Origin of the sequence: Mesorhizobium sp. M00.F.Ca.ET.216.01.1.1, from assembly GCF_004010325.2 — a bacterium.
Taxonomy (GTDB): Bacteria; Pseudomonadota; Alphaproteobacteria; order Rhizobiales; family Rhizobiaceae; genus Mesorhizobium.
Map to the genome: position 1 here is coordinate 59,671 of NZ_SADR02000013.1, position 19,314 is coordinate 78,984.

Consider the following 19,314-nt stretch of genomic DNA (forward strand, 5'->3'; position numbering starts at 1 on the left):
GACCTCACCCCTGCACCACGCGCGGGTCAAGCAGCGGATAGATGATATCAATGACCAGGATCGCCGCCGCCACTGCAATGATCGACACGGATGTGATGCCGAGCACCAGGCTGTAGTCACCGGCGTTCACGGCCCGGACCAGCAGCGTGCCAAGGCCAGGATAGCCGAACACGACTTCGGTGATGATCGCACCGTTGAAGATGGCGCCGAGCGACAGGGCGAGCCCTGTCACCTGTGGCGAGAGCGCATTGCGCATGACGTAGGAAAACAGGATGCGGCGGCGATCGACGCCGCCAAGCTCGGCATAGGTGACGTAATCCTCGGTCACGATGTTTGAGACGAGCGAGCGCATGCCGATGAACCATGCGCCCATCCCGACGAGCACCAGCGAAAGCGCGGGTAGGATGGAATGCTGGATGATGCTGGCGGCGAAGGCGAAGCCTTGCCGGTCGATATTCATCTCGGCTCCGCCGCTGATCGGAAGAACCGGCCAAAGGAAGCCGAAGACGATGAGAAGGATGAAGGCGACGATGTAATAGGGGATCGGCTGCAGGCTCATCGCGACAATCCCCAAGGCCTTGAGCAGGATGTTCCTGCGATAGTAGCCGGCAAGGCCGCCGAGGAAATTGCCGACCATCCAGGCGATGAGCGTCGAGCAGACGAGCAGGCCGACCGTCCATGGCAGCGCCTGCCAGATGAGGGTCGAGACAGGCGTCGGGAATGCGGAGAGCGACGGCCCGAAGTCGCCCGTCGCCAGGCGCTTCCAGAACGTGACGTATTGCTGCGGGGCTGACCCTTCTAGGCCGTAGAGTTCGCGCAGCGCCTTGCGCATCACCTCGACCATCTCGGGGCTGGATTGGCCGAACATGGTGACGGAGCTGATCGCCTGCTCGACCGGATCGATCGGTGTGAGATGGGTGATGAGATAGGCGACATTGATGCCGATGAAGACGACAAGAACGAACTGCGCGAGGCGACTGACGAAATAGAGAGCGTAAGTTCTCATCGCTTCGGCCGTGCCGTTGAATGCATCATCTCGTCCTGCGTCATCTCGTCTTGCATCTGCTGCGCACCGGGCGAGGCGGGGTCCGCGCCACCTCGCCCGGCATGTGCCGCTATTGCCTCTTGGCGGGCTTGAGCTTGACGAACATGTATTTGGTGTTCGCCCAGTTCGGGACCGGGTCGGTGTAGGGATCCGTCTCCGCGTTCGGGTATCCGGTCCAGTAGGTCGTATCCATCATCGTGAATACGTTGTAGGACATCAGCGGGATGATCGGCATCTCCCTGACGGCGAGCTTGATGTATTCCTTGCCGAGTTCCTGCCCCTTCGGATCGTCGAAGCCGATCGTACGGATCTGTTCGATGATCTTGTCGAGTTCGGGACTCTTCCACCGCTGGCGGTTGCGCGGCGGCTGCCGCTCGCCTCGCGGCTTCAGGAATTCCGAGTGCCAGCTGTCGAGGAAAAACGACAGGTCGGGATGGCCACCCCAGGTTTCCACACTCCAGCCGATCGCCGCCTCGTAGTCTCCCGATTCGATGCGTGGGAAGAAGTCCGAGGGATAAGCCTGCGTCTGGGCGTCGATGCCGAACTGACGCCACTCCTGTGCTATCATCGTGCCGGCGCGGGTCATCACCGGCCGCTGGTCGCCTTCGACCAGAAGCGTGATCTTGAAGCGGGTGCCGTCGGGCTTCATCCACTGGTCGCCTTGCTTGGTGAAGCCGGCGCGCTCGAGAAGCTCGGCGGCAGCCTCCGGATTTGGCTTCCACCAGCCGCGCCCGAACGCATTCGCGATCGCCTTGGCATCGGTCGGGATCTGGTCCCCCATCGATGGCCTCAGCATGTCGGCGATCTGCTGGCCGACGGTCGGATCGTAAGGCTTGTATTTGCTCTTGCCGGTGTCGATCTCGAAGTTCTTGAGCCAGTCCTCCATCGGGTCGAAATAATATTTGCCGTAGAGCCCGGTCGGCGGGACGCCGATGGCCGAGATCGTCGCGGCGCCGCGGTAGGAAGCCATCGAGACTGCCTTGATGTCGATCAGCAGCGCGAGCGCCCAGCGCACGTCGGGACTGTCGAACGGCTTCACCTGGTGGTTGAAGAGCACGGCCGGCAAGGTCGGGTCAGGATGGGCGTAGGGAAAGCCCTTGAACCAGCCGTGCGACGACGGCGACTGCTTGACCAACGTGAACACGCCCTCCGGCGACGTGTCGTGGATGATGTCGAGCTGGTGGTTGAGCTGCAGTATGACGCGCTTGTCAGGCGGTCCCGGATCGATATAGGCCGCATATTTCGGCCCAGGCTCGCCATAGCGGGCAATCGAGGTGTGCTGCCAGTCCTCGCGCTTCTCCCAGATGTACCATTTGCCGTTCGGATCGAAGCTGTGAAGCTTGTATGGACCGATCGTGACCGGCGGGTTGAAGTCGAACTTGGTCGGATCCTTCACCTTTTCGAATATGTGCTTCGGCATGATCCAGGCCGCGTTCCAACGGACAGTGAACGTGGCGTGGAAGCGCGAGTTGGGCCGCTTCAGCTTGAACACCACGGTGTGCTTGTCGGGCGCAGTCACCTTGTCGACGCTGGCGCCAAAGGCGGCGCCCCAGATCATGCTCGGGTTCTTGATCTGCGTCTCGACCGTGTAGACGACGTCGTCGGCGGTGAATTCCACGCCGTCGCTCCAGGTGATGCCATCCCGCAGCTTGACCGTCATCTCGGTGAAATCGGCGTTGTATTGCGGTTTGTCAGCAGCCAGCGAATTGTCCCATACGCCGTCGATGCCGGCGTCTGCATCGATGTACCAGAGCGTATCCATTCCGAGCTGCTGCAGCCCGGTCGAGTTGCCGCCGCGCGCCACCATCCAGATGTTGAACCAAGAGGGATTGGTTATCGTGCCCTGCGGGTTCTCGATGATGATGGTCTGTTCACGCGGCAGGTTCGAAATACCTTGAGCAAGCGCGGATTGTCCCATCAACCACGCGCTTGCGATGAACATCAAGGCTCGCATGATGCGCATTGCTCTTCCTCCCTGTGCCAACCCGATCCGTGTTCGAATGGCTTATTGTCGCTGGGAAGCTAACCCGGTCGTCCGAACTGGTCAATAGAACCTGATATGTATCGTAATCGGCGATATAAACACGCGCTGCCGGTGAGGATTTCCCATCGTTTCCGGCGCCGCCCGAAACCGAACGGCAAGTGCCCCACAGAGGGTGCCCAACCCCAAAGGAAGGGCATCAGACCGACAGCCGGATGAGATTGTAGGAGCGCGGCTTGAGACGGCATGACAATCGGCTCTCCTCGACGACCGAACCGTTCTGCTGCCGCGGTTTCACCACATCCGGCGCGTCGGCGCTGTTCACGGCCCTCAGGTCCGGATGGTGGATGATGGTATGCTCAATCAGCCGGGCCGATGCAAAGCCGGCAAGATCGACAGTAAGTTCGGTCTCCTCGTCTGGATGCTTGTTGACGACGAATAGCGCGATCGTGCCACCTGCCAGGTCATGCACCGCGGCGACGTCGACATAGGGCACGTCGTCGGCCGCCTTGGCGTCGTAACGCGGCGTGTCGACTGCAATGGACAGGCTTTCGCCACGACCATAGCGAGAGGCGAACAGATACGGATAGTAGATGGTGTGCCGGAAGGCGCGGCCGCCACGCTCGGTGGTTATCGGCGCGATGGCGTTGACCAGCTGCGCGATACAGGCGATCCGCACGCGGTCGGCGCGGCGGATGAAGGTGTTGAGGATGCAGCCGACGACCAGCACATCCTCGAAATTATAGACCTCCTCGAGCAGCGCCGGCGCCACCGGCCAATCCCAATTCTTGAAATTGTCGTGATCCTGGCGGCGCGCATGATACCAGACATTCCATTCGTCGAAGGAGATATGGATGTCCTTCTTCGATCGCTTCTTGGCCTTCACATAATCGATCACACCGCTGACGGTCTGGATATAGCGGTCGAGAATCACTGGCTTGGCAAGAAAATTGAGATAGTCGTCCTCGTAATTCTCGAAATACATGTGGAGCGACAGGTAGTCGACGTTGTCGTAGCACTCGTCGAGAACGTCGGCCTCCCATTGCGGATAAGATGGCATGGAACTGTGCGAACTGCCGCAGGCCACGAGCTGCAGCGTAGGATCGAACGCCTTCATCGCCTTTGCCGTCTCGTTGGCGATCCGGCCATATTCGTAGGCAGTCTTGTGGCCGACCTGCCATGGTCCGTCCATCTCGTTGCCGAGGCACCACAGACGCACGTTATAGGGTTCGCGCCGGCCGTTCTTGATGCGCAGGTCGCTCCAGCGGCTGCCGCTCGAATGGTTGCAATATTCGAGAAGCCCGCGCGCAGCATCGAGGCCGCGTGAGCCGAGATTGACGGCGAGCATCAGCTCGGTTCCAGCGGCCTCGCACCATGCGGCGAACTCGTCGATGCCGACCTCGTTGGTTTCCTTGGTGCGCCAGGCATAGTCGAGCGCGGCCGGCCGGCTCTCCTTCGGCCCGATCCCGTCCTCCCAATTGTAGGCCGAGACGAAGTTGCCGCCGGGATAGCGGGTGACCGGGACGTTCAGCTCCCGAACCAGCTCGATCACGTCGCGGCGGAACCCGCGCTCGTCGGCGGTCGGATGGCCGGGCTCGTAGATGCCGGTATAGATCGCGCGTCCGAGATGCTCCAGAAATGCGCCATAGACGCGGTCGTCTATCCGGCCGATGCTGAAATCCTTGTGGATGGAAGCTTTTGCTCTCATTGCGTTTCCTCAATCATATCAAATCTGCGGATATGTATCCGTATTATCTGATCCTGATCAGGGCGGGTGAGTCAACCCGTTTCAATGAGGGCTTTTCGAAATGCCGATGCCGGCTTCAGGCAGGGATTTTGCCGCGCTCGCCATCCCGCCGAACATACAGTCGCAGGATGATGTCTTGATCGTGATTGCCGAAACCCTTGCCGAAGATATTAACGCCGCCCGGATGTTCGGCGTGCTCGTCGATGCCAACCCGCAGCCGGATCGAATGGTGCTCGGCGAGGTGAAGCTGTTCGAGCGTCACCTCCGACGTCTTCTCGCCGTCGAGGAAAGTGCCGCTGTCGGTGATTTTCCAGGTCTTCAGGTGGCCGTATTGCGAGCCTTCGAGCTTCCACCAACGCGGCGTGTAGATGCCGCGCTTGTCGCCGAAATCGCCGGGCGATGTCCATGTGCCGACCAGCACGTCGTTGACCCAGACGCTTACGTCTGAAGGCCAGTTGGCGTTTGTGCCCGGAACTTCCGAGGAAAGCTCCATGCTGAACTCCAGCGCCTCGATCTCTGCCTGCAGGATCTTGGCGTTGTTCGGGAATTTGTACTCGACATGGCCGCGCTCGAACCAGATCAGTCCCGCCTTCATCCTGTCCGGGTCGAGAAAGAAATCGGGCACGTCGAGAAGACCGATGACGGACTCGCTGGAACATAGCCCGCAGGGCGGCGACACGCTGCAATTCGTGTAGAGGCCGAGCGGCATGGAAAGCTCGACGACATTCGATCTGGCCTTTACGTCGTAGTCGTCGAAGCGCAGCACGATCTCGTCGAAGCGCGCCGCACAGATCTTCTGCTGGCCCTTTGTCGCCTTCACTGTTTCGGTGCGGATCAGGTCGCAGTTCTCGAGCACCTGAACGTTTGTCGCAACCGTCGACTGCGGCAGCGAGAGGGCCTCGCTGATTTCGTTGACGTTGAGTGGCCCGCGCGCGTGCAGCAGCCTGAGGATGCTGATCCGCACGGGCGAAGAGAGGCCTTTCAGTACCCCCAGCCCGTCCGTGGCGTTGATCGTCAGGAAGTTGCGATTGTTCTTGTGTGGCAGGTCCATGGCGCATCCAGGGTCGCGCCCAGCACGACCGTATCAGAAGTTCTGATGCATACCAGAAAATGGCGATCCTTCAAGGTCAATGCAGTGCCGGGACCATGCGGTCAGGGCATTGGGGCAAGAGGCTGGAATTCCTGGTGAGCTAACTGAGAGAAGGAATTTGCTGGACAGACCAGGTGTTGCCGTCGGGATCTTCAAAGAAGACGAATCTACCCCATGGGAAATCCTCAACGTCGCTGGCCGGGACACCTCGGTCGACCAGATGCGTACGTGCCTCATCAATATCGGACACGACCAGCTGCAGACCCCGCATTGAACCCGGTGTGCTGTCAACGATGCCCTTGCCCATGGCGATCGAACAGGCCGAACCGGGCGGCGTCAATTGCACGAACCGTGTTTCGTCGTTTACCGTGTGATCATGATCGAGATGAAAGCCCACCTTCTCGACATAAAAGGCAATTGCACGGTCGACGTCTGTTACAGGTACGGGAACCAGTTCTAGTTTCCAATCCATGGCAAGCCTTTCCTACGCGGTAGTAAAGGGACGGCGACGGGCCTCAATGGCTACGGACAAAAAGCAAACCTCCTACATCCCCCACTGTGAGGCAAGTTCGGCTGCGTTCGCGATCTCCAAGCCGCAGGCGCCGAGCGCCCGCGCGACGGCGGCGACGAGATCTGCGTTGGATGCAGCCATTGTCCCGTCCGGCAGCAACAGATTGTTTTCGAAGCCGACCCGGACGTGACCACCGAGCAAGGCGGCAGCGGTCACGCAAGCAGCTTCGTTGCGGCCGAAGGCGCAGACGCTCCAATGATTGAAGCGCGGCATCTTCGTGGCGAGGAATGGAAGAAGATCGGCGGGAGCTGACATCTGTCCCTGTGTGTAGCGGCCGAGCACGTAGAGAACCGGCACGCTTGCCCAGGGGACAAGGCCGCGCTGCTGCAAGCCGGATAGCCTGACGGCCTCCTCGGGCGAATAGAGGATGATCTGCGGTGCCACCCGCTCGGCGTGCAGCCATGCCAGGAAGTGTGCGAACGAAAGCTCCGATTCGGAATCCGGAACGATTTCGCGGAGCGCCAGGGAGACGGCTTGCGGCTTTACATCTCGCACGACAGCCATCTGTTCGGCTGGCGAATAGATGCCTAGCGCTTCGGATGTGATCTGCACCACCAGCCTCTCGCCGACAGTATCGCGGATGGCGGCGATTGCTTCGCGGTAGGCGTCAGCGTCGAGCAGATGTTTGCCGTTTCTGTCACGGACATGGACATGGATCATGGCAGCACCGGCCTCGGCGCATTCGGCGGCAGTGCGCGCCAGTTCCGCCGGCGTCAGCGGTATAGCCGGATGGTCGGCTTTGGTGCGGCGCCCGCCATTCGGCGCGACGGCGATGGCGACGGGATTCAAGCTGTGGGCTGATTCCACCGGCGTGCCTTGAGTACAGAAAGATTCATATGGATCATCCATTGATCATATTGAAACATATGTTGCAATCCTCGACTCGGCGGGATAGCAATATCCATGGACCAGGGAGAGCTTGCGGAACAGATCGTCAATGCGTTCGACGGCATGTCAGCGCAAATCCAGTCCGCCGCCCGTTATGTTCTGGATAAGCCCCACGATGTCGCGCTTCTCACCATGCGCGAACAAGCGCGGCAAGCCGGAGTACAGCCGGCGACGATGACACGGCTGGCCCAGCATCTCGGCCTTGATGGCTACGAGACGGTGCGCGAGATCTACGCCGCCGCGATCCGGGGTGGCGAGATCGGCTTCGCCGGCAAGGCCGGTGTCCAGGTCGCCAGCCAGAAGCTCAAGGGCGATCATGCGCTGGCGATCGACATCCTGCATTCGATTTCCGGCCAGGTTGCCTACCTGGCCGAAAGCAGATCGATCGACCGGCTGGTGGCAACCGCCAGGGCGCTGACGGCGGCGCGTCGTGTCTATTGCCTCGGCCTGCGCTCGAGCCACGCGGTGGCCTGGCATCTGCATTACATCCTGTCGCTGATCGGCGAGAAGTCGATCTTGCTGCATGGCATCGGCGGAACCGAGGGCGATGCTCTCCGCAGTGCGACCAAGGACGACGTGCTGATCGCCGCCAGTGTCCTGCCCTACACGCGCTTCACGATCGAGCTTGTCGAGTTCGCCGCCAGCCGCGGCGTGCCCGTCGTCGCTGTCACCGACAGCGAAGTGGCCCCGCTTGCGCAACTGGCCGACCATCTCGTCCTCGTGCCGACAGGCAGCCCATCCTTCTTCCACACCATGACGCCGGCCTTCATCGTCTCGGAAATCCTCGGTGCCCTCGTCGCGGGCCAGGCAGGCGACAGCGCCGTCGAGGCGCTGCGACGTTTCGATGAGCAGGGCGTCGCCCTTAACACCCATTTGAATCAACGACCGCCCAGGAAAGTGCTCTGAGAGACAGCCGATGACACACATCCTCCATCGAACCATCCACTCGACGCTGCCGGTCGCGGTTCGCGGCCAGGGCATCGAACTGTTCGATGCCGAAGGCAAATCCTATATCGACGCGTCGGGCGGCGCCGCCGTGTCCTGTCTCGGCCATGGTCATCCCGACGTGATTGCCGCGCTCCACGCCCAGCTTGATCGCATCGCCTACGCCCATACCGCCTTCTTCACCACAGAGGTGGCGGAGCAGTTGGCGGATCGGCTGATCGAGGACGCGCCGAGAGGGCTGGACCACGTCTATCTGGTCAGCGGCGGCTCGGAAGCGATCGAGGCCGCGCTCAAGATGGCCAGGCAATATTTTGTCGAGAAGGGCGAGCCGCGGCGGCGCCATGTCATCGCGCGCCGGCAGAGCTATCATGGCAACACGCTCGGTGCTCTCGCCACCGGCGGCAACGAATGGCGGCGCGCCCAGTTCAAGCCGTTGCTGATCGAGACCCATCACATCGATCCCTGCTATGCCTACCGCTATCAGCAGGAAGGGGAAAGCGACGAGGCCTACGCAGCGCGTGCAGCGCAGCAGCTCGAAGACAAGATCCTCGAACTTGGCGCGGACGAGGTCATCGCCTTCGTCGCCGAGCCGGTGGTGGGTGCCACGCTGGGCGCTGTGCCGCCGGTCGCCGATTATTTCAAACGCATTCGCGCGATCTGCGACCGCTACGGCGTGCTGCTTATCCTCGATGAGGTGATGTGCGGCATGGGCCGCACCGGCACGCTGCATGCGTGCGAGCAGGACGGCATCGCTCCCGATTTGCTGACCATCGCCAAGGGTCTCGGCGGCGGCTATCAGCCGATCGGCGCGGTGCTGCTCGGCCGGCATATCTTCGATGCCTTCGCCAAAGGCTCGGGCTTCTTCCAGCATGGGCATACCTACATGGGCCATCCGATGGCCGCCGCCGCAGGTCTTGCGGTGCAGGAGGTAATCCGGCGCGACGGCCTGCTCGACAACGTCAAGGCAATGGGCGCACGGCTGGACGAGCGCCTGCAGCAGCGCTTCGATAATCACCATCATGTCGGCGACATTCGCGGGCGCGGCTTGTTTCGGGGAATCGAACTCGTACTCGATCGTGCAACCAAGGAGCCCTTCGATCCAAAGCTCAAGCTTCACGCCCGCATCAAGCGCGAAGCGATGGCCCGCGGCCTGATGATTTATCCGATGGGCGGGACTATTGACGGTGTGCGCGGCGTTCACGTGCTTGTTGCGCCGCCTTTCATCATTTCCAAACAGGATATCGATCGGATCGTCGAACGGCTCGGTGAGGCGATCGACGCGGCGATCGCTTCAGCGGCCTGACCTGCTCGACGCGGACCGCCTCAACCCAGTTCCAATGCGTTACCGGCGACAGGCCGGGACAACCACCAGAGAGGAGAAACCATGTACAGTTCAATGAAGACACTGATCGGAGCGGCAGCCTGTATGCTGCTAGCGCTGCCGTCCGTGGCGGCCGAGCAGCGCTTCGTCACCGTCGGCACTGGCGGGGTCACCGGCGTCTATTACGCGGTCGGTGGCGCCATCTGTCGGCTGATGAACAAGGACCGGCAGAAGACCGGCATCCGATGCTCGACGGAGTCGACCGGCGGTTCCGTGTTCAACGTGAATTCCATCCAGACCGGCGATCTCGATTTCGGCCTCACCCAGTCGGACGTCCAGTACCAGGCCTATGAAGGAACCGGGAACTTCGACGGCAAGCCGTTCAAGGATCTGCGGGCGGTGTTCTCCGTTCACCCGGAGCCGTTCACCGTGCTGGCAAGGCCCGACGCCGGCGTCACCAAGTTCGAGGATTTCAAGGGCAAACGCTTCAATGTCGGCAATCCCGGATCGGGCACGCGCTCGTCGATGGAAGAGTTGCTGAAGCAGATGGGCTGGAAGCTCGGCGATTTCTCGCTTGCCGCGGAACTGAAAGCGGACGAGCAGGGCAGCGCGCTGTGCGACAACAAGATTGACGGCTTCTTCTACGGTGTTGGTCACCCTTCCGCCGCCATCCAGGATCCGACGACCGCCTGCGGCGCCAAACTTATTGCGCTGACCGGCCCAGCCGTGGACGCGCTGGTGGCCGCGCATCCCTACTATTCGATCGCCACCATCAAGGGCGGCATGTACGCCAACAATCCGGATGACGTGACGACATTCGGCGTCCGCGCCACGGTAGTGGCGAATGCCAGCACGCCCGATGAGGTGGTCTACGAGCTGGTGAAGTCGGTCTTCGAAAATTTCGACGATTTCAAGAAGCTGCATCCGGCCTTCGCCAATCTCGATCCCAAGGAGATGATCAAGACCGGCCTGTCGGCGCCGCTGCATCCGGGCGCCGAGCGCTACTACAAGGAAAAGGGCTGGCTCTGAGCCCTGCAATGCGAGGCGCCCACGGGCGCCTCGCATTGCAACCTTAAGAGGAAAAAGTGATTGTGGGAACGATGACAGATCGAAGCCAGCAGGCGGAAGCGCCTGACCAACCCGTTATCGACATAGACAAGCTTAACGCGATCGTCGCCGAGGCCGACACCGGTGGGCGCAAGCCAACCGGCCTCACCGCGAAGCTGATCCTCGGCGTGTCGCTGGCATGGTCGCTGTTCCAGCTCTGGTATGCCTCGCCCCTTCCGTTCATGCTCAATTTCGGTGTCGTCAGCGACGGCATCGCCCGCTCCATCCATCTGGCCTTCGCCCTGTTTCTGGCGATGCTGACGTTTCCGGCCTTCAAGGCCTCGTCGCGCAGCCGGGTGCCGCTGCCCGACTGGGTGCTAGGCATTGCGGGGGCAGCGTCCGCTCTCTATCTGCTGGCCTTTTACAGGGATATCGCGCAGCGGCCGGGTCTTCCCACGACGGCCGACCTGGTCGTCTCCATCGCCGGTGTCCTCATCCTGCTCGAGGCCGCGCGCCGCGCCGTCGGGCCTGCCATCACCGTCATCGCGGCGATCATGCTGGTCTATATCTTCGCCGGGCCTCATCTTCCTGGCCTGCTCGGCCACAAGGGCGCGACGTTGTCGCGCGCGGCCTCGCAGATGTGGCTGACGTCCGAGGGGGTCTTCGGCGTTGCGCTCGGTGTGTCGACCAATGTCGTCTTCATGTTCGTTCTGTTCGGGACGTTGCTGGAGCGTGCCGGCGCCGGCGGCTTTTTCATCCAGCTTGCCTTCTCGCTGCTCGGCAAATACCGCGGCGGTCCGGCCAAGGCCGGTGTGGTGGCCTCAGGCCTGACCGGGATGATCTCAGGCTCTTCTATCGCTAATGTCGTGACCACCGGAACCTTCACCATCCCGCTGATGCGGCGGGTCGGATATTCGGCAGTGAAAGCCGGCGCCATCGAATGCGCGGCCGGCGTCAATGGTCAGCTGATGCCCCCGGTCATGGGCGCAGCGGCGTTCCTGATCGCGGAATATGTCGGCATCTCCTACGCCGAGGTAGTCAAGCACGCCTTCTACCCCGCGCTGCTGACCTACGGCTCGCTGTTCTATATCGTCGACATCGAGGCGATGAAGATGGGGCTGAAAGGCCTGCCGTCGCGCAGCACCCATACAGCGTTTCAGGGTGCGCTGCGCGGACTGATGGGCGTATGCGGCTTCATCGTCCTGGCCGGCCTGGTCTACTACGGCATCGGCTGGACCAAAGTGGTGTTCGGCGCCGCTGCGACCTGGATGATCGGCGCCGCACTTTTCGCCGTCTATATCGGCCTTGTCGCCCACCGGGCGCGCTATCCCGACCTGCCGCTCGAGGATCTGGAAGGCAAGATCCTCAGAATTCCGCATTTTGGCGAGACGGCGCGCACCGGCCTGCATTTTCTGCTGCCGGTGATCCTGCTGATCTGGTGCCTGATGGTGGAGGAACTGTCGCCCGGCCTCTCGGCATTCTGGGGCGTTGTCGCCCTGATGGCGCTGATCGTCACGCAGCGGCCGCTTACCGCCTTTTTCCGCAAGGACCGGGCGCTGGCACCGCATTGGCTTCACGGTCTCGACGATCTGGTCGGTGGGCTGTCCGCCGCCGCGCGCAACATGACGACGGTCGGCATCGCCACCGCGACGGCCGGCATCATCGTTGGCACGGTCCTGCTCACCGGCATAGGACTGGTGATGACGGAACTGGTTGAATTCATCTCGGGCGGCAGCTTCATCGTCATGCTTTTGTTCACTGCGGTGATCTGCATCATTCTCGGCATGGGCATGCCGACAACCGCGAGCTATGTCGTCGTCGCCACCTTGATGGCGCCGGTCATCGTCGATTTGGCGGCGCAAAACGATCTTGCCGTGCCGCTGGTCGCGGTCCACATGTTCGTGTTCTATTTCGGGTTGATGGCGGATGTGACGCCGCCAGTGGGGCTGGCAGCCTATGCCGCAGCGGCGATTTCCGGGGCCGATCCGGTTAAGACCGGAATACAGGGTTTCAAGTATGAAATCCGTACCGGCCTATTGCCCTTCATCTTCATCTTCAACACCGGCTTGCTGATGATCGATCTCGAAGGACCGTTCGACTTCGTCGCGATGGTGGTGACGTCGACATTGGCCATGGTTTCGTTTGTCGCAGCGACGCAGAACTGGATGCTGACCCGCAATCGCTGGTACGAGACGGTCGCGCTGCTGCTGGTCTGCTTTATCCTGTTCAGGCCGGGACTCTTCCTCGATCAGGTGAGCGAACCTTACAGGGCAGTACCTGCCTCCGAACTCGGCCGTATCGTCGACGAAACCGCCGAGGGAGGCGCAATTCGCCTGCGCCTGACGACACTGAACCTCAACGGCGACGAGATATCGAAGCTGGTGCGGCTAGAACTCGGGCCTGGAAATTCAGCGGCAGAACGCTTGAGGGCTGCGGGCCTGGACGTCAGTGCGCTCGGCGACAGCGTGACGGTCGGGGTGGTGCGACTGGGCAGCCAGGCGGCCAAATTCGGTCTGCAGCCCGGCGACGAGATCAACCAGGTGCTGGTGCCAGCCGAGCGACCGTCGCGCTACTGGTTCGCCATTCCGGCCATCCTGTTGCTCGGCCTTGTTTTCTGGATTCAGAGGCGCAGACGCCGGTCGCCGCCGGTTCGCCCCCAGATGGCCTAGCTCGGGCATGTTGCAACCTTTTACTAAAGTAGCCGTTCTCGCGTTGCCGAGCGATGTTACGCTCGGCAGGATGTGCATACCCAGCCGCGGCAATGCTGCGTGATTTTTGCATCGGACAAGGCGAGTGGCCGCAGGCCATTCCTCGAATCGTCGCAGACAGCCGTCGACATTTCGCTCGGTGGCCGACCACAAGGGAGGAAGTCACCAATGAAGGCATCTATCTCGTTTCGGCCGTGCTTCTTGCAGCGACCGCGATTCCCGCCTCTGCCGCCGAAATTTCCGACGGCAAGGTGAAGATCGGCATCCTCAACGACCAATCGGGCGTCTATGCCGATTTCGGCGGCAAGTGGTCGGTAGAGGCAGCCAGGATGGCGGTGGAGGATTTTGGCGGCAAGGTGCAGGGAGCGCCGATCGAGGTGATCAGTGCTGACCACCAGAACAAGCCGGATATCGCCTCCAACATTGCGCGGCAGTGGTATGACACCGAGCAGGTCGATTCCATCATGGAACTGACCACCTCGTCGGTGGCGCTCGCCGTCCAGGGGATTTCCAAAGACAAGAAGAAAATCGACATCGTTACCGGCGCGGCGACCACGGATCTCACCGGCAAGCAGTGCTCGCCCTACGGCTTCCACTGGGCCTATGACACGCATTCGCAGGCGGTGGGGACCGGCGGCGCGCTCGTGAAGCAGGGTGGTGACAGCTGGTTCTTCGTCACCGTCGACTATGCATTCGGCTATTCGCTCAAGGAGCAAACCGCCAAGTTCGTCGAGGGTCACTATCCGCTCGGTGCGACCGACTATTCATCCTTCCTGCTGCAGGCGCAATCGTCGGGTGCCAAGGTCATCGGGCTGGCGAACGCAGGCCTCGACACTTCCAATTCCATCAAGCAGGCGGCCGAATTCGGCATCGTGCAGGGCGGTCAGCGCCTGGCGGCGCTGCTCTTCACGCTGGCCGAGGTGCATGGGCTCGGCCTTCAGGCGGCGCAAGGCGTGGTGCTGACCGAAGGTTTCTACTGGGATCGCGACGACAAGAGCCGCGAATTCGCCCAACGTTTCTCCAAGCGTACCAACCGTATGCCGAACATGATCCAGGTCGCCACCTACTCGGCGGTGACGCAGTACCTGAAGGCGATCGACAAGGCTGGGACCGACGAGACTGAAGCCGTCGCCAAGCAACTGCATTCGATGCCGGTGAACGATATTTTCACGGCCAACGGCAAAGTGCAGTCCGACGGCAGCATGGTCCACGACATGTATCTTTATCAGGTCAAGTCGCCCAACGAGAGCACCAGGGATTGGGACTATTACAAGTACCTTGCCACCATCCCCGGCGACGAGGCGTTCCTGAGCCCCAAGGAAAGCGGCTGTCCGACGGCCAGCCAGTGATTGGCGCGGCCGATGACGCCGCCTGACCTCAACGGGAACGGACCGCGGGTGGTGCTTTCCGCTCGCGGTCTGCGGCGCGACTTCGCCGGCTTCGTGGCGGTCAACAATGTCGACCTCGATGTTTACGACGGCAACATCCATGCGTTGATCGGGCCCAACGGCGCCGGCAAGACGACCGTCTTCAATCTGCTCACCAAGTTTCTGTCACCGACCAGCGGCAGGATCGACCTGCTCGGGCACGACATCACCCGTACGTCGCCGGCCAAGGTCGCGCGGATGGGCCTGGCGCGCTCGTTTCAGATATCGGCGATCTTTCCGCACCTCAGCGTGCTCGACAATGTGCGCATCGCGCTGCAACGGCCGGGCGGGCTTGGCGTTCAGTTTTGGCGATCCCTGGCGGTGCTCGATCGATTGACGCCGCGTGCCGAGGAGCTTCTGCGGTCGGTCGGTCTCGACGATGCCAGGAACAGGCTCGCTGGCGATCTCTCTTATGGCAGAAAACGCGTGCTCGAGATCGCCACGACACTGGCGCTCGACCCGAAAGTGCTGCTTTTGGACGAGCCGATGGCCGGCATGGGGCATGAGGATGTCGGCACGGTTTCCGACCTTATCCGCTCGGTGGCCAAGGACCGCGCCGTGCTGATGGTCGAGCACAATCTGACGGTGGTGGCTGATCTTTGCGACTGGATAACCGTCATGCAGCGTGGCGAGGTCATTGCCGCCGGCGACTACGCCACGGTCAGCCGCGACGAACGGGTGAGGATCGCCTATATGGGCACCGCCGATGACTAGCGCAGCGCCTCTCCTTGCTATCCGCGGCCTCAATGCCTGGTATGGCGAGAGCCATGCGCTTCACGGCGTCGACCTGGAGGTGTTTCGCGGCGAGACGGTCACGCTGCTCGGCCGCAACGGCGTCGGCAAGACCACGACGTTGCGCGCCATTATGGGGCTGATCCGCCGGCGAACCGGCCACATCGTTTTCGACGGCCAGGATTTGATGCGCTTGCCGCTGCACCGGACCGCGCATCAGGGCATCGGCTTTGTGCCGGAGGAACGCGGCATCTTCGCGACGCTGACTGTCGACGAGAATCTGGTCCTGCCGCCGGTCGTCGCCCAGGGCGGCATGAGCGTCGAGGAAATATTCGATCTCTTCCCCAATCTGAAGGAGCGACGCAACAGCCCCGGCACAAGGCTGTCGGGCGGCGAACAGCAGATGCTGGCGATCGCGCGCATGCTGAGAACCGGAGTGAAGATGCTGCTTCTCGACGAGCCGACCGAAGGTCTGGCTCCCGTCATCGTGCAGCGCATCGGCGACTTGCTGGCGACACTGAAAAAGCGCGGCATGACGATCCTGCTGGTCGAGCAGAATTTCCGCTTCGCCAGCCGTGTTGCCGATCGTTTCTACCTGATGGAGCACGGCAAGGTCATGGCCGAGTTTCCGGTCGGCGAACTGTCGGAGCGCATGACGCTGCTCCACGAAGTCCTGGGTGTATGATGCCGCCATGACGATGATCTTCGGAATCCCCGTTCAGGCCTTCCTCGGCCAGTTGCTGGTCGGCCTGATTAATGGCTCTTTCTATGCCATGTTGAGCCTCGGTCTGGCCGTCATATTCGGCCTGTTGCGCATCATCAATTTCGCCCACGGCGCCCAGTATATGCTCGGTGCCTTTATCGGCTATTTGCTGCTCACGCATGTCGGCATCGGCTACTGGCCCGCCCTGATCCTTTCACCGCTGATCGTCGGTGTCTTCGGCATCGTGGTCGAGCGCCTGGCGCTGTCGCGGCTGTACAATATCGATCCTCTCTACGGCCTGCTCTTTACTTTCGGCCTCGCGCTCGTGCTCGAAGGCGTGTTCCGCTATTATTACGGCGTCTCGGGAAATCCCTATTCCGTGCCGCCGCTGCTCTCCGGAGGCACCAATCTCGGCTTCATGTTCCTGCCCAATTATCGCGGCTGGGTGGTGGTCGCTTCGCTGATCGTCTGCGTCGGCACCTGGGCATTGATCGAGAAGACCAGGCTGGGTTCCTATCTGCGCGCGGCAACTGAAAATCCCCGTCTCGTCCAGGCTTTCGGCGTCAACGTGCCGTTGCTGCTGACCCTCACCTACGGCCTCGGCTCCGCTCTTGCCGGGCTTGCCGGAATTCTCGCCGCGCCAATCTATCAGGTGAGTCCCTTGATGGGCTCGGATCTCATCATCGTCGTCTTCGCGGTGGTCGTGGTCGGCGGCATGGGATCGATCCTCGGAGCGATCGTCACCGGCTACATGCTTGGCCTCGCGGAAGGCCTGACCAAGGTCTTCTATCCCGAAGCCTCGAACCTTGTCGTCTTTGTCATCATGGCGATCGTGCTTCTGGTCCGGCCGGCCGGTCTGTTCGGAAGGGACATCTGACATGGCCGAACTGACGCTTCGCCAGACGCGCGCCAGGGCCTCGGTATGGCTTGAATGGTCGCTGGTGGGGCTCGGCATCCTGGCGCTGCTGGTGGCGCCTTTCTTCGTCTATTCGATCTTCCTGATGAAAATGCTGTGTTTCGCGCTGTTTGCCTGCGCGTTCAATCTTCTGCTCGGCTACACCGGGCTCTTGTCCTTCGGCCACGCAACCTTCTTCGGTGGCGCAGCTTACTTCACTGCCCATGCCATCAAGGTCGGGGCTGGCCGCCGGAAGCGGGCATTCTGCTCGGTGTGGTGGGCGCGGCACTGCTCGGCCTGGTCATGGGCTTCTTTGCTATCCGACGGCAAGGCATCTACTTCGCCATGATCACGCTGGCGCTGTCGCAAATGTTCTTCTTCTTTTGCGTGCAGGCGCCCTTCACCGAAGGCGAGGACGGCATCCAGGGTGTGCCGCGCAGCACCCTGCTTGGCATCCTCGACCTGAACGTCCCGATGAACATCTATTACTTCGTGCTGGCGGTATTCCTGATCGGCGTGTTCGCCATCTGGCGCATCATCAACTCGCCCTTCGGCATGATCTTGCGTTCGATCCGGGAAAACGAGAACCGCGCCATTTCGCTTGGCTATTCGGTCGCCAACTACAAGCTCGCGGCCTTCGTCATGTCGGCGACATTGGCCGGACTGGCAGGCGCGCTCAAGGCGATCGTCTTCCAGTTTGCCACGCTCACCGACGTCACCTGGCAGATGTCGGGAGAGGTGATCCTGATGACGCTTCTCGGCGGCATCGGCACCATGGTCGGGCCGATCGTCGGCGCAAGCCTGGTCGTCGGCCTGGAAAGCGCGCTCGCCACATCCAATTTTCCAGTGACCATTGCCACCGGCCTGATCTTCATGGTGTGCGTGCTGATTTTCCGCCGCGGCATCGTCGGCGAGCTTTATGCGCGGCTTCTCGACCGCGTGATTGGCGCGCGACATTAGCGCCGGTTTGGACGTGCTCAGATCCGCGCTGATCGCGGCTTGCCACCACGCAAGTGGCCAAAACGGAAGCCCTCCGCCACGGCGGCGCGGACCATCAGCATCTCGCCGATCGTTTCGTGCGTCATCAGCCCAACCAGCCGTTCGGCGTTGTCGACGACGGCGACGGCCGGCACATTTGCCTGCTGCATGAGCCGCAGGCTTTCCTCGAGGCGCTTGCGGTGATGTATCTTCGGGATGTCGGTCCGCATAGCGCTGGCGGCGGGCGCAGCAGGTCCTTTTTCCTTCAATATCCGGATCATGTCGTCGCGCATCACCAATCCTTCGAAACGGCCGGCGGCATCGACGACTGGAAATTCGTGCTGCGTGGTGGCGAGCAGCATCTCGATTGCCTCGTCGAGCGTTGCCGACTGTTCCAACCGTGCGAACTCGGTGATCATCACATCGTCGACCAGGACGCTTGTGGCCACCTCCCGGATTTGCACGTTCTGCGCTTCTGCCGCTGCTGCAAGATAGACGAAGACGCCGACGAAGATCAGCAGCGGGTTGTAGAACAGTCCAATGAAAGCGAAGACAAAGGCCAGTCCTTGCCCGATCGTGGCAGCGATCTGGGTTGCGCGCGACCAGGAAAGGCGCGCGGCGAGCGCGGCGCGCAGGATACGGCCGCCGTCCATCGGGAAGGCGGGAATGATGTTGAACAGGACGAGAAACACGTTGGTCCCGGCGAGCCTGGCGAGAAAGCTCATGCGGGGGTCCTCGATCGCGGCCAACTGATCGACGCTGGCTGAACTGCCGAGCACCGCAAAGATCAGCGCGGCGATCGCCACGTTGACCAGCGGCCCGGCGATGGCGATCACAAATTCCTGGCCTGGCTCTTCCGGCATACGCTCAAGCCTGGCCACGCCGCCGATCGGCAGCAGCGTGATATCAGGTGTCTTGATGCCGAAGTAACGCGCGGCGGCGATGTGGCCGAATTCATGCAGCACCACGCAGGCAAAGACGGCGATGACGAAGGCAACGCCTTCCCACGCCGCCGGCGCGCCGCCGATCTGGTAGTAGCTCAACCATATCCAGATGAGCAGGAGCAGGAAGGTGAGGTGAACGCGCACGGTCGTGCCGGCGATCGTCCCGAGGTTCAATGACCAGCCCATGATTTTTCCTCTCCGAGGGGCCCGCCTTCAACATAGGCTTCGGACGGCCCCTTTCAATCATCCGGGAAATCAGGCGCATATTCGCTGGCTGCGAATGCGCGCCGCT

At 61.7% G+C, this 19,314-nt stretch carries 15 protein-coding genes and 1 pseudogene; 9 read left to right on the forward strand and 7 right to left on the reverse strand.

Annotated elements, in window-relative coordinates; all coding sequences use genetic code 11:
• Window positions 1–4: 4 nt before the first annotated feature.
• The 6 genes from EN859_RS18060 to EN859_RS18085 form a co-directional block, all read right to left on the reverse strand.
• The gene (locus EN859_RS18060; RefSeq protein WP_127854301.1) at window positions 5–1,006 is read right to left on the reverse strand and encodes an ABC transporter permease; all 1,002 of its coding nucleotides are present in this window, start codon (window positions 1,004–1,006) and stop codon (window positions 5–7) included.
• 109 nt (window positions 1,007–1,115) lie between these two features.
• Window positions 1,116–3,008, reverse strand: a complete 1,893-nt coding sequence (locus tag EN859_RS18065) for an ABC transporter substrate-binding protein (protein ID WP_127854300.1) — start codon at window positions 3,006–3,008, stop codon at window positions 1,116–1,118.
• A 217-nt stretch (window positions 3,009–3,225) separates the two neighbouring features.
• Entirely contained in the window at window positions 3,226–4,734 is a 1,509-nt protein-coding gene (locus tag EN859_RS18070; RefSeq protein ID WP_127854299.1) for an alpha-N-arabinofuranosidase, read from the reverse strand.
• A 115-nt stretch (window positions 4,735–4,849) separates the two neighbouring features.
• Window positions 4,850–5,824: a helix-turn-helix domain-containing protein gene (locus EN859_RS18075; protein ID WP_127854298.1), complete on the reverse strand. Its 975-nt coding sequence runs from the start codon at window positions 5,822–5,824 to the stop codon at window positions 4,850–4,852.
• A 139-nt stretch (window positions 5,825–5,963) separates the two neighbouring features.
• Window positions 5,964–6,335, reverse strand: a complete 372-nt coding sequence (locus EN859_RS18080; RefSeq protein ID WP_127854297.1) for a glyoxalase superfamily protein — start codon at window positions 6,333–6,335, stop codon at window positions 5,964–5,966.
• Between the two features lie 72 nt (window positions 6,336–6,407).
• A complete protein-coding gene (locus tag EN859_RS18085; protein ID WP_245525606.1) occupies window positions 6,408–7,241 on the reverse strand; it encodes a 3-keto-5-aminohexanoate cleavage protein in 834 nt (277 codons plus the stop codon).
• 96 nt (window positions 7,242–7,337) lie between these two features.
• On the opposite strand from EN859_RS18085, the gene EN859_RS18090 reads away from it, so the two are divergent.
• The 9 genes and pseudogenes from EN859_RS18090 (at window position 7,338) to EN859_RS18130 (ending at window position 18,060) form a co-directional block, all read left to right on the forward strand.
• Complete coding sequence (locus EN859_RS18090) at window positions 7,338–8,228, forward strand: MurR/RpiR family transcriptional regulator (RefSeq protein ID WP_127854295.1); 891 nt, start codon at window positions 7,338–7,340, stop codon at window positions 8,226–8,228.
• Between the two features lie 10 nt (window positions 8,229–8,238).
• Window positions 8,239–9,570: an aspartate aminotransferase family protein gene (locus tag EN859_RS18095; protein ID WP_127854294.1), complete on the forward strand. Its 1,332-nt coding sequence runs from the start codon at window positions 8,239–8,241 to the stop codon at window positions 9,568–9,570.
• Between the two features lie 93 nt (window positions 9,571–9,663).
• Window positions 9,664–10,617, forward strand: coding sequence for a TAXI family TRAP transporter solute-binding subunit (locus tag EN859_RS18100; RefSeq protein ID WP_245525616.1), 954 nt, complete (start codon window positions 9,664–9,666; stop codon window positions 10,615–10,617).
• Window positions 10,618–10,688: 71 nt separating this feature from the next.
• Window positions 10,689–13,304: a TRAP transporter permease gene (locus EN859_RS18105; protein WP_127854292.1), complete on the forward strand. Its 2,616-nt coding sequence runs from the start codon at window positions 10,689–10,691 to the stop codon at window positions 13,302–13,304.
• Between the two features lie 92 nt (window positions 13,305–13,396).
• The gene (locus EN859_RS18110) at window positions 13,397–14,692 is read left to right on the forward strand and encodes an ABC transporter substrate-binding protein (protein WP_245525607.1); all 1,296 of its coding nucleotides are present in this window, start codon (window positions 13,397–13,399) and stop codon (window positions 14,690–14,692) included.
• Between the two features lie 12 nt (window positions 14,693–14,704).
• Window positions 14,705–15,484, forward strand: coding sequence for an ABC transporter ATP-binding protein (locus tag EN859_RS18115; protein ID WP_127854291.1), 780 nt, complete (start codon window positions 14,705–14,707; stop codon window positions 15,482–15,484).
• The gene (locus EN859_RS18120) at window positions 15,477–16,187 is read left to right on the forward strand and encodes an ABC transporter ATP-binding protein (RefSeq protein ID WP_127854290.1); all 711 of its coding nucleotides are present in this window, start codon (window positions 15,477–15,479) and stop codon (window positions 16,185–16,187) included. The genes EN859_RS18115 and EN859_RS18120 overlap by 8 nt, the downstream gene beginning before the upstream one ends.
• 7 nt (window positions 16,188–16,194) lie before the next feature.
• Window positions 16,195–17,082 (forward strand): branched-chain amino acid ABC transporter permease, encoded by an 888-nt coding sequence (locus tag EN859_RS18125; RefSeq protein ID WP_127854289.1) that lies wholly within the window; start codon window positions 16,195–16,197, stop codon window positions 17,080–17,082.
• Between the two features lies 1 nt (window position 17,083).
• Window positions 17,084–18,060 (forward strand): annotated as a pseudogene (locus tag EN859_RS18130) (branched-chain amino acid ABC transporter permease).
• Between the two features lie 17 nt (window positions 18,061–18,077).
• Here the strand turns inward: EN859_RS18130 and EN859_RS18135 are convergent.
• Window positions 18,078–19,208, reverse strand: a complete 1,131-nt coding sequence (locus EN859_RS18135) for a site-2 protease family protein (RefSeq protein ID WP_127854288.1) — start codon at window positions 19,206–19,208, stop codon at window positions 18,078–18,080.
• Between the last annotated feature and the right edge of the window lie 106 nt (window positions 19,209–19,314).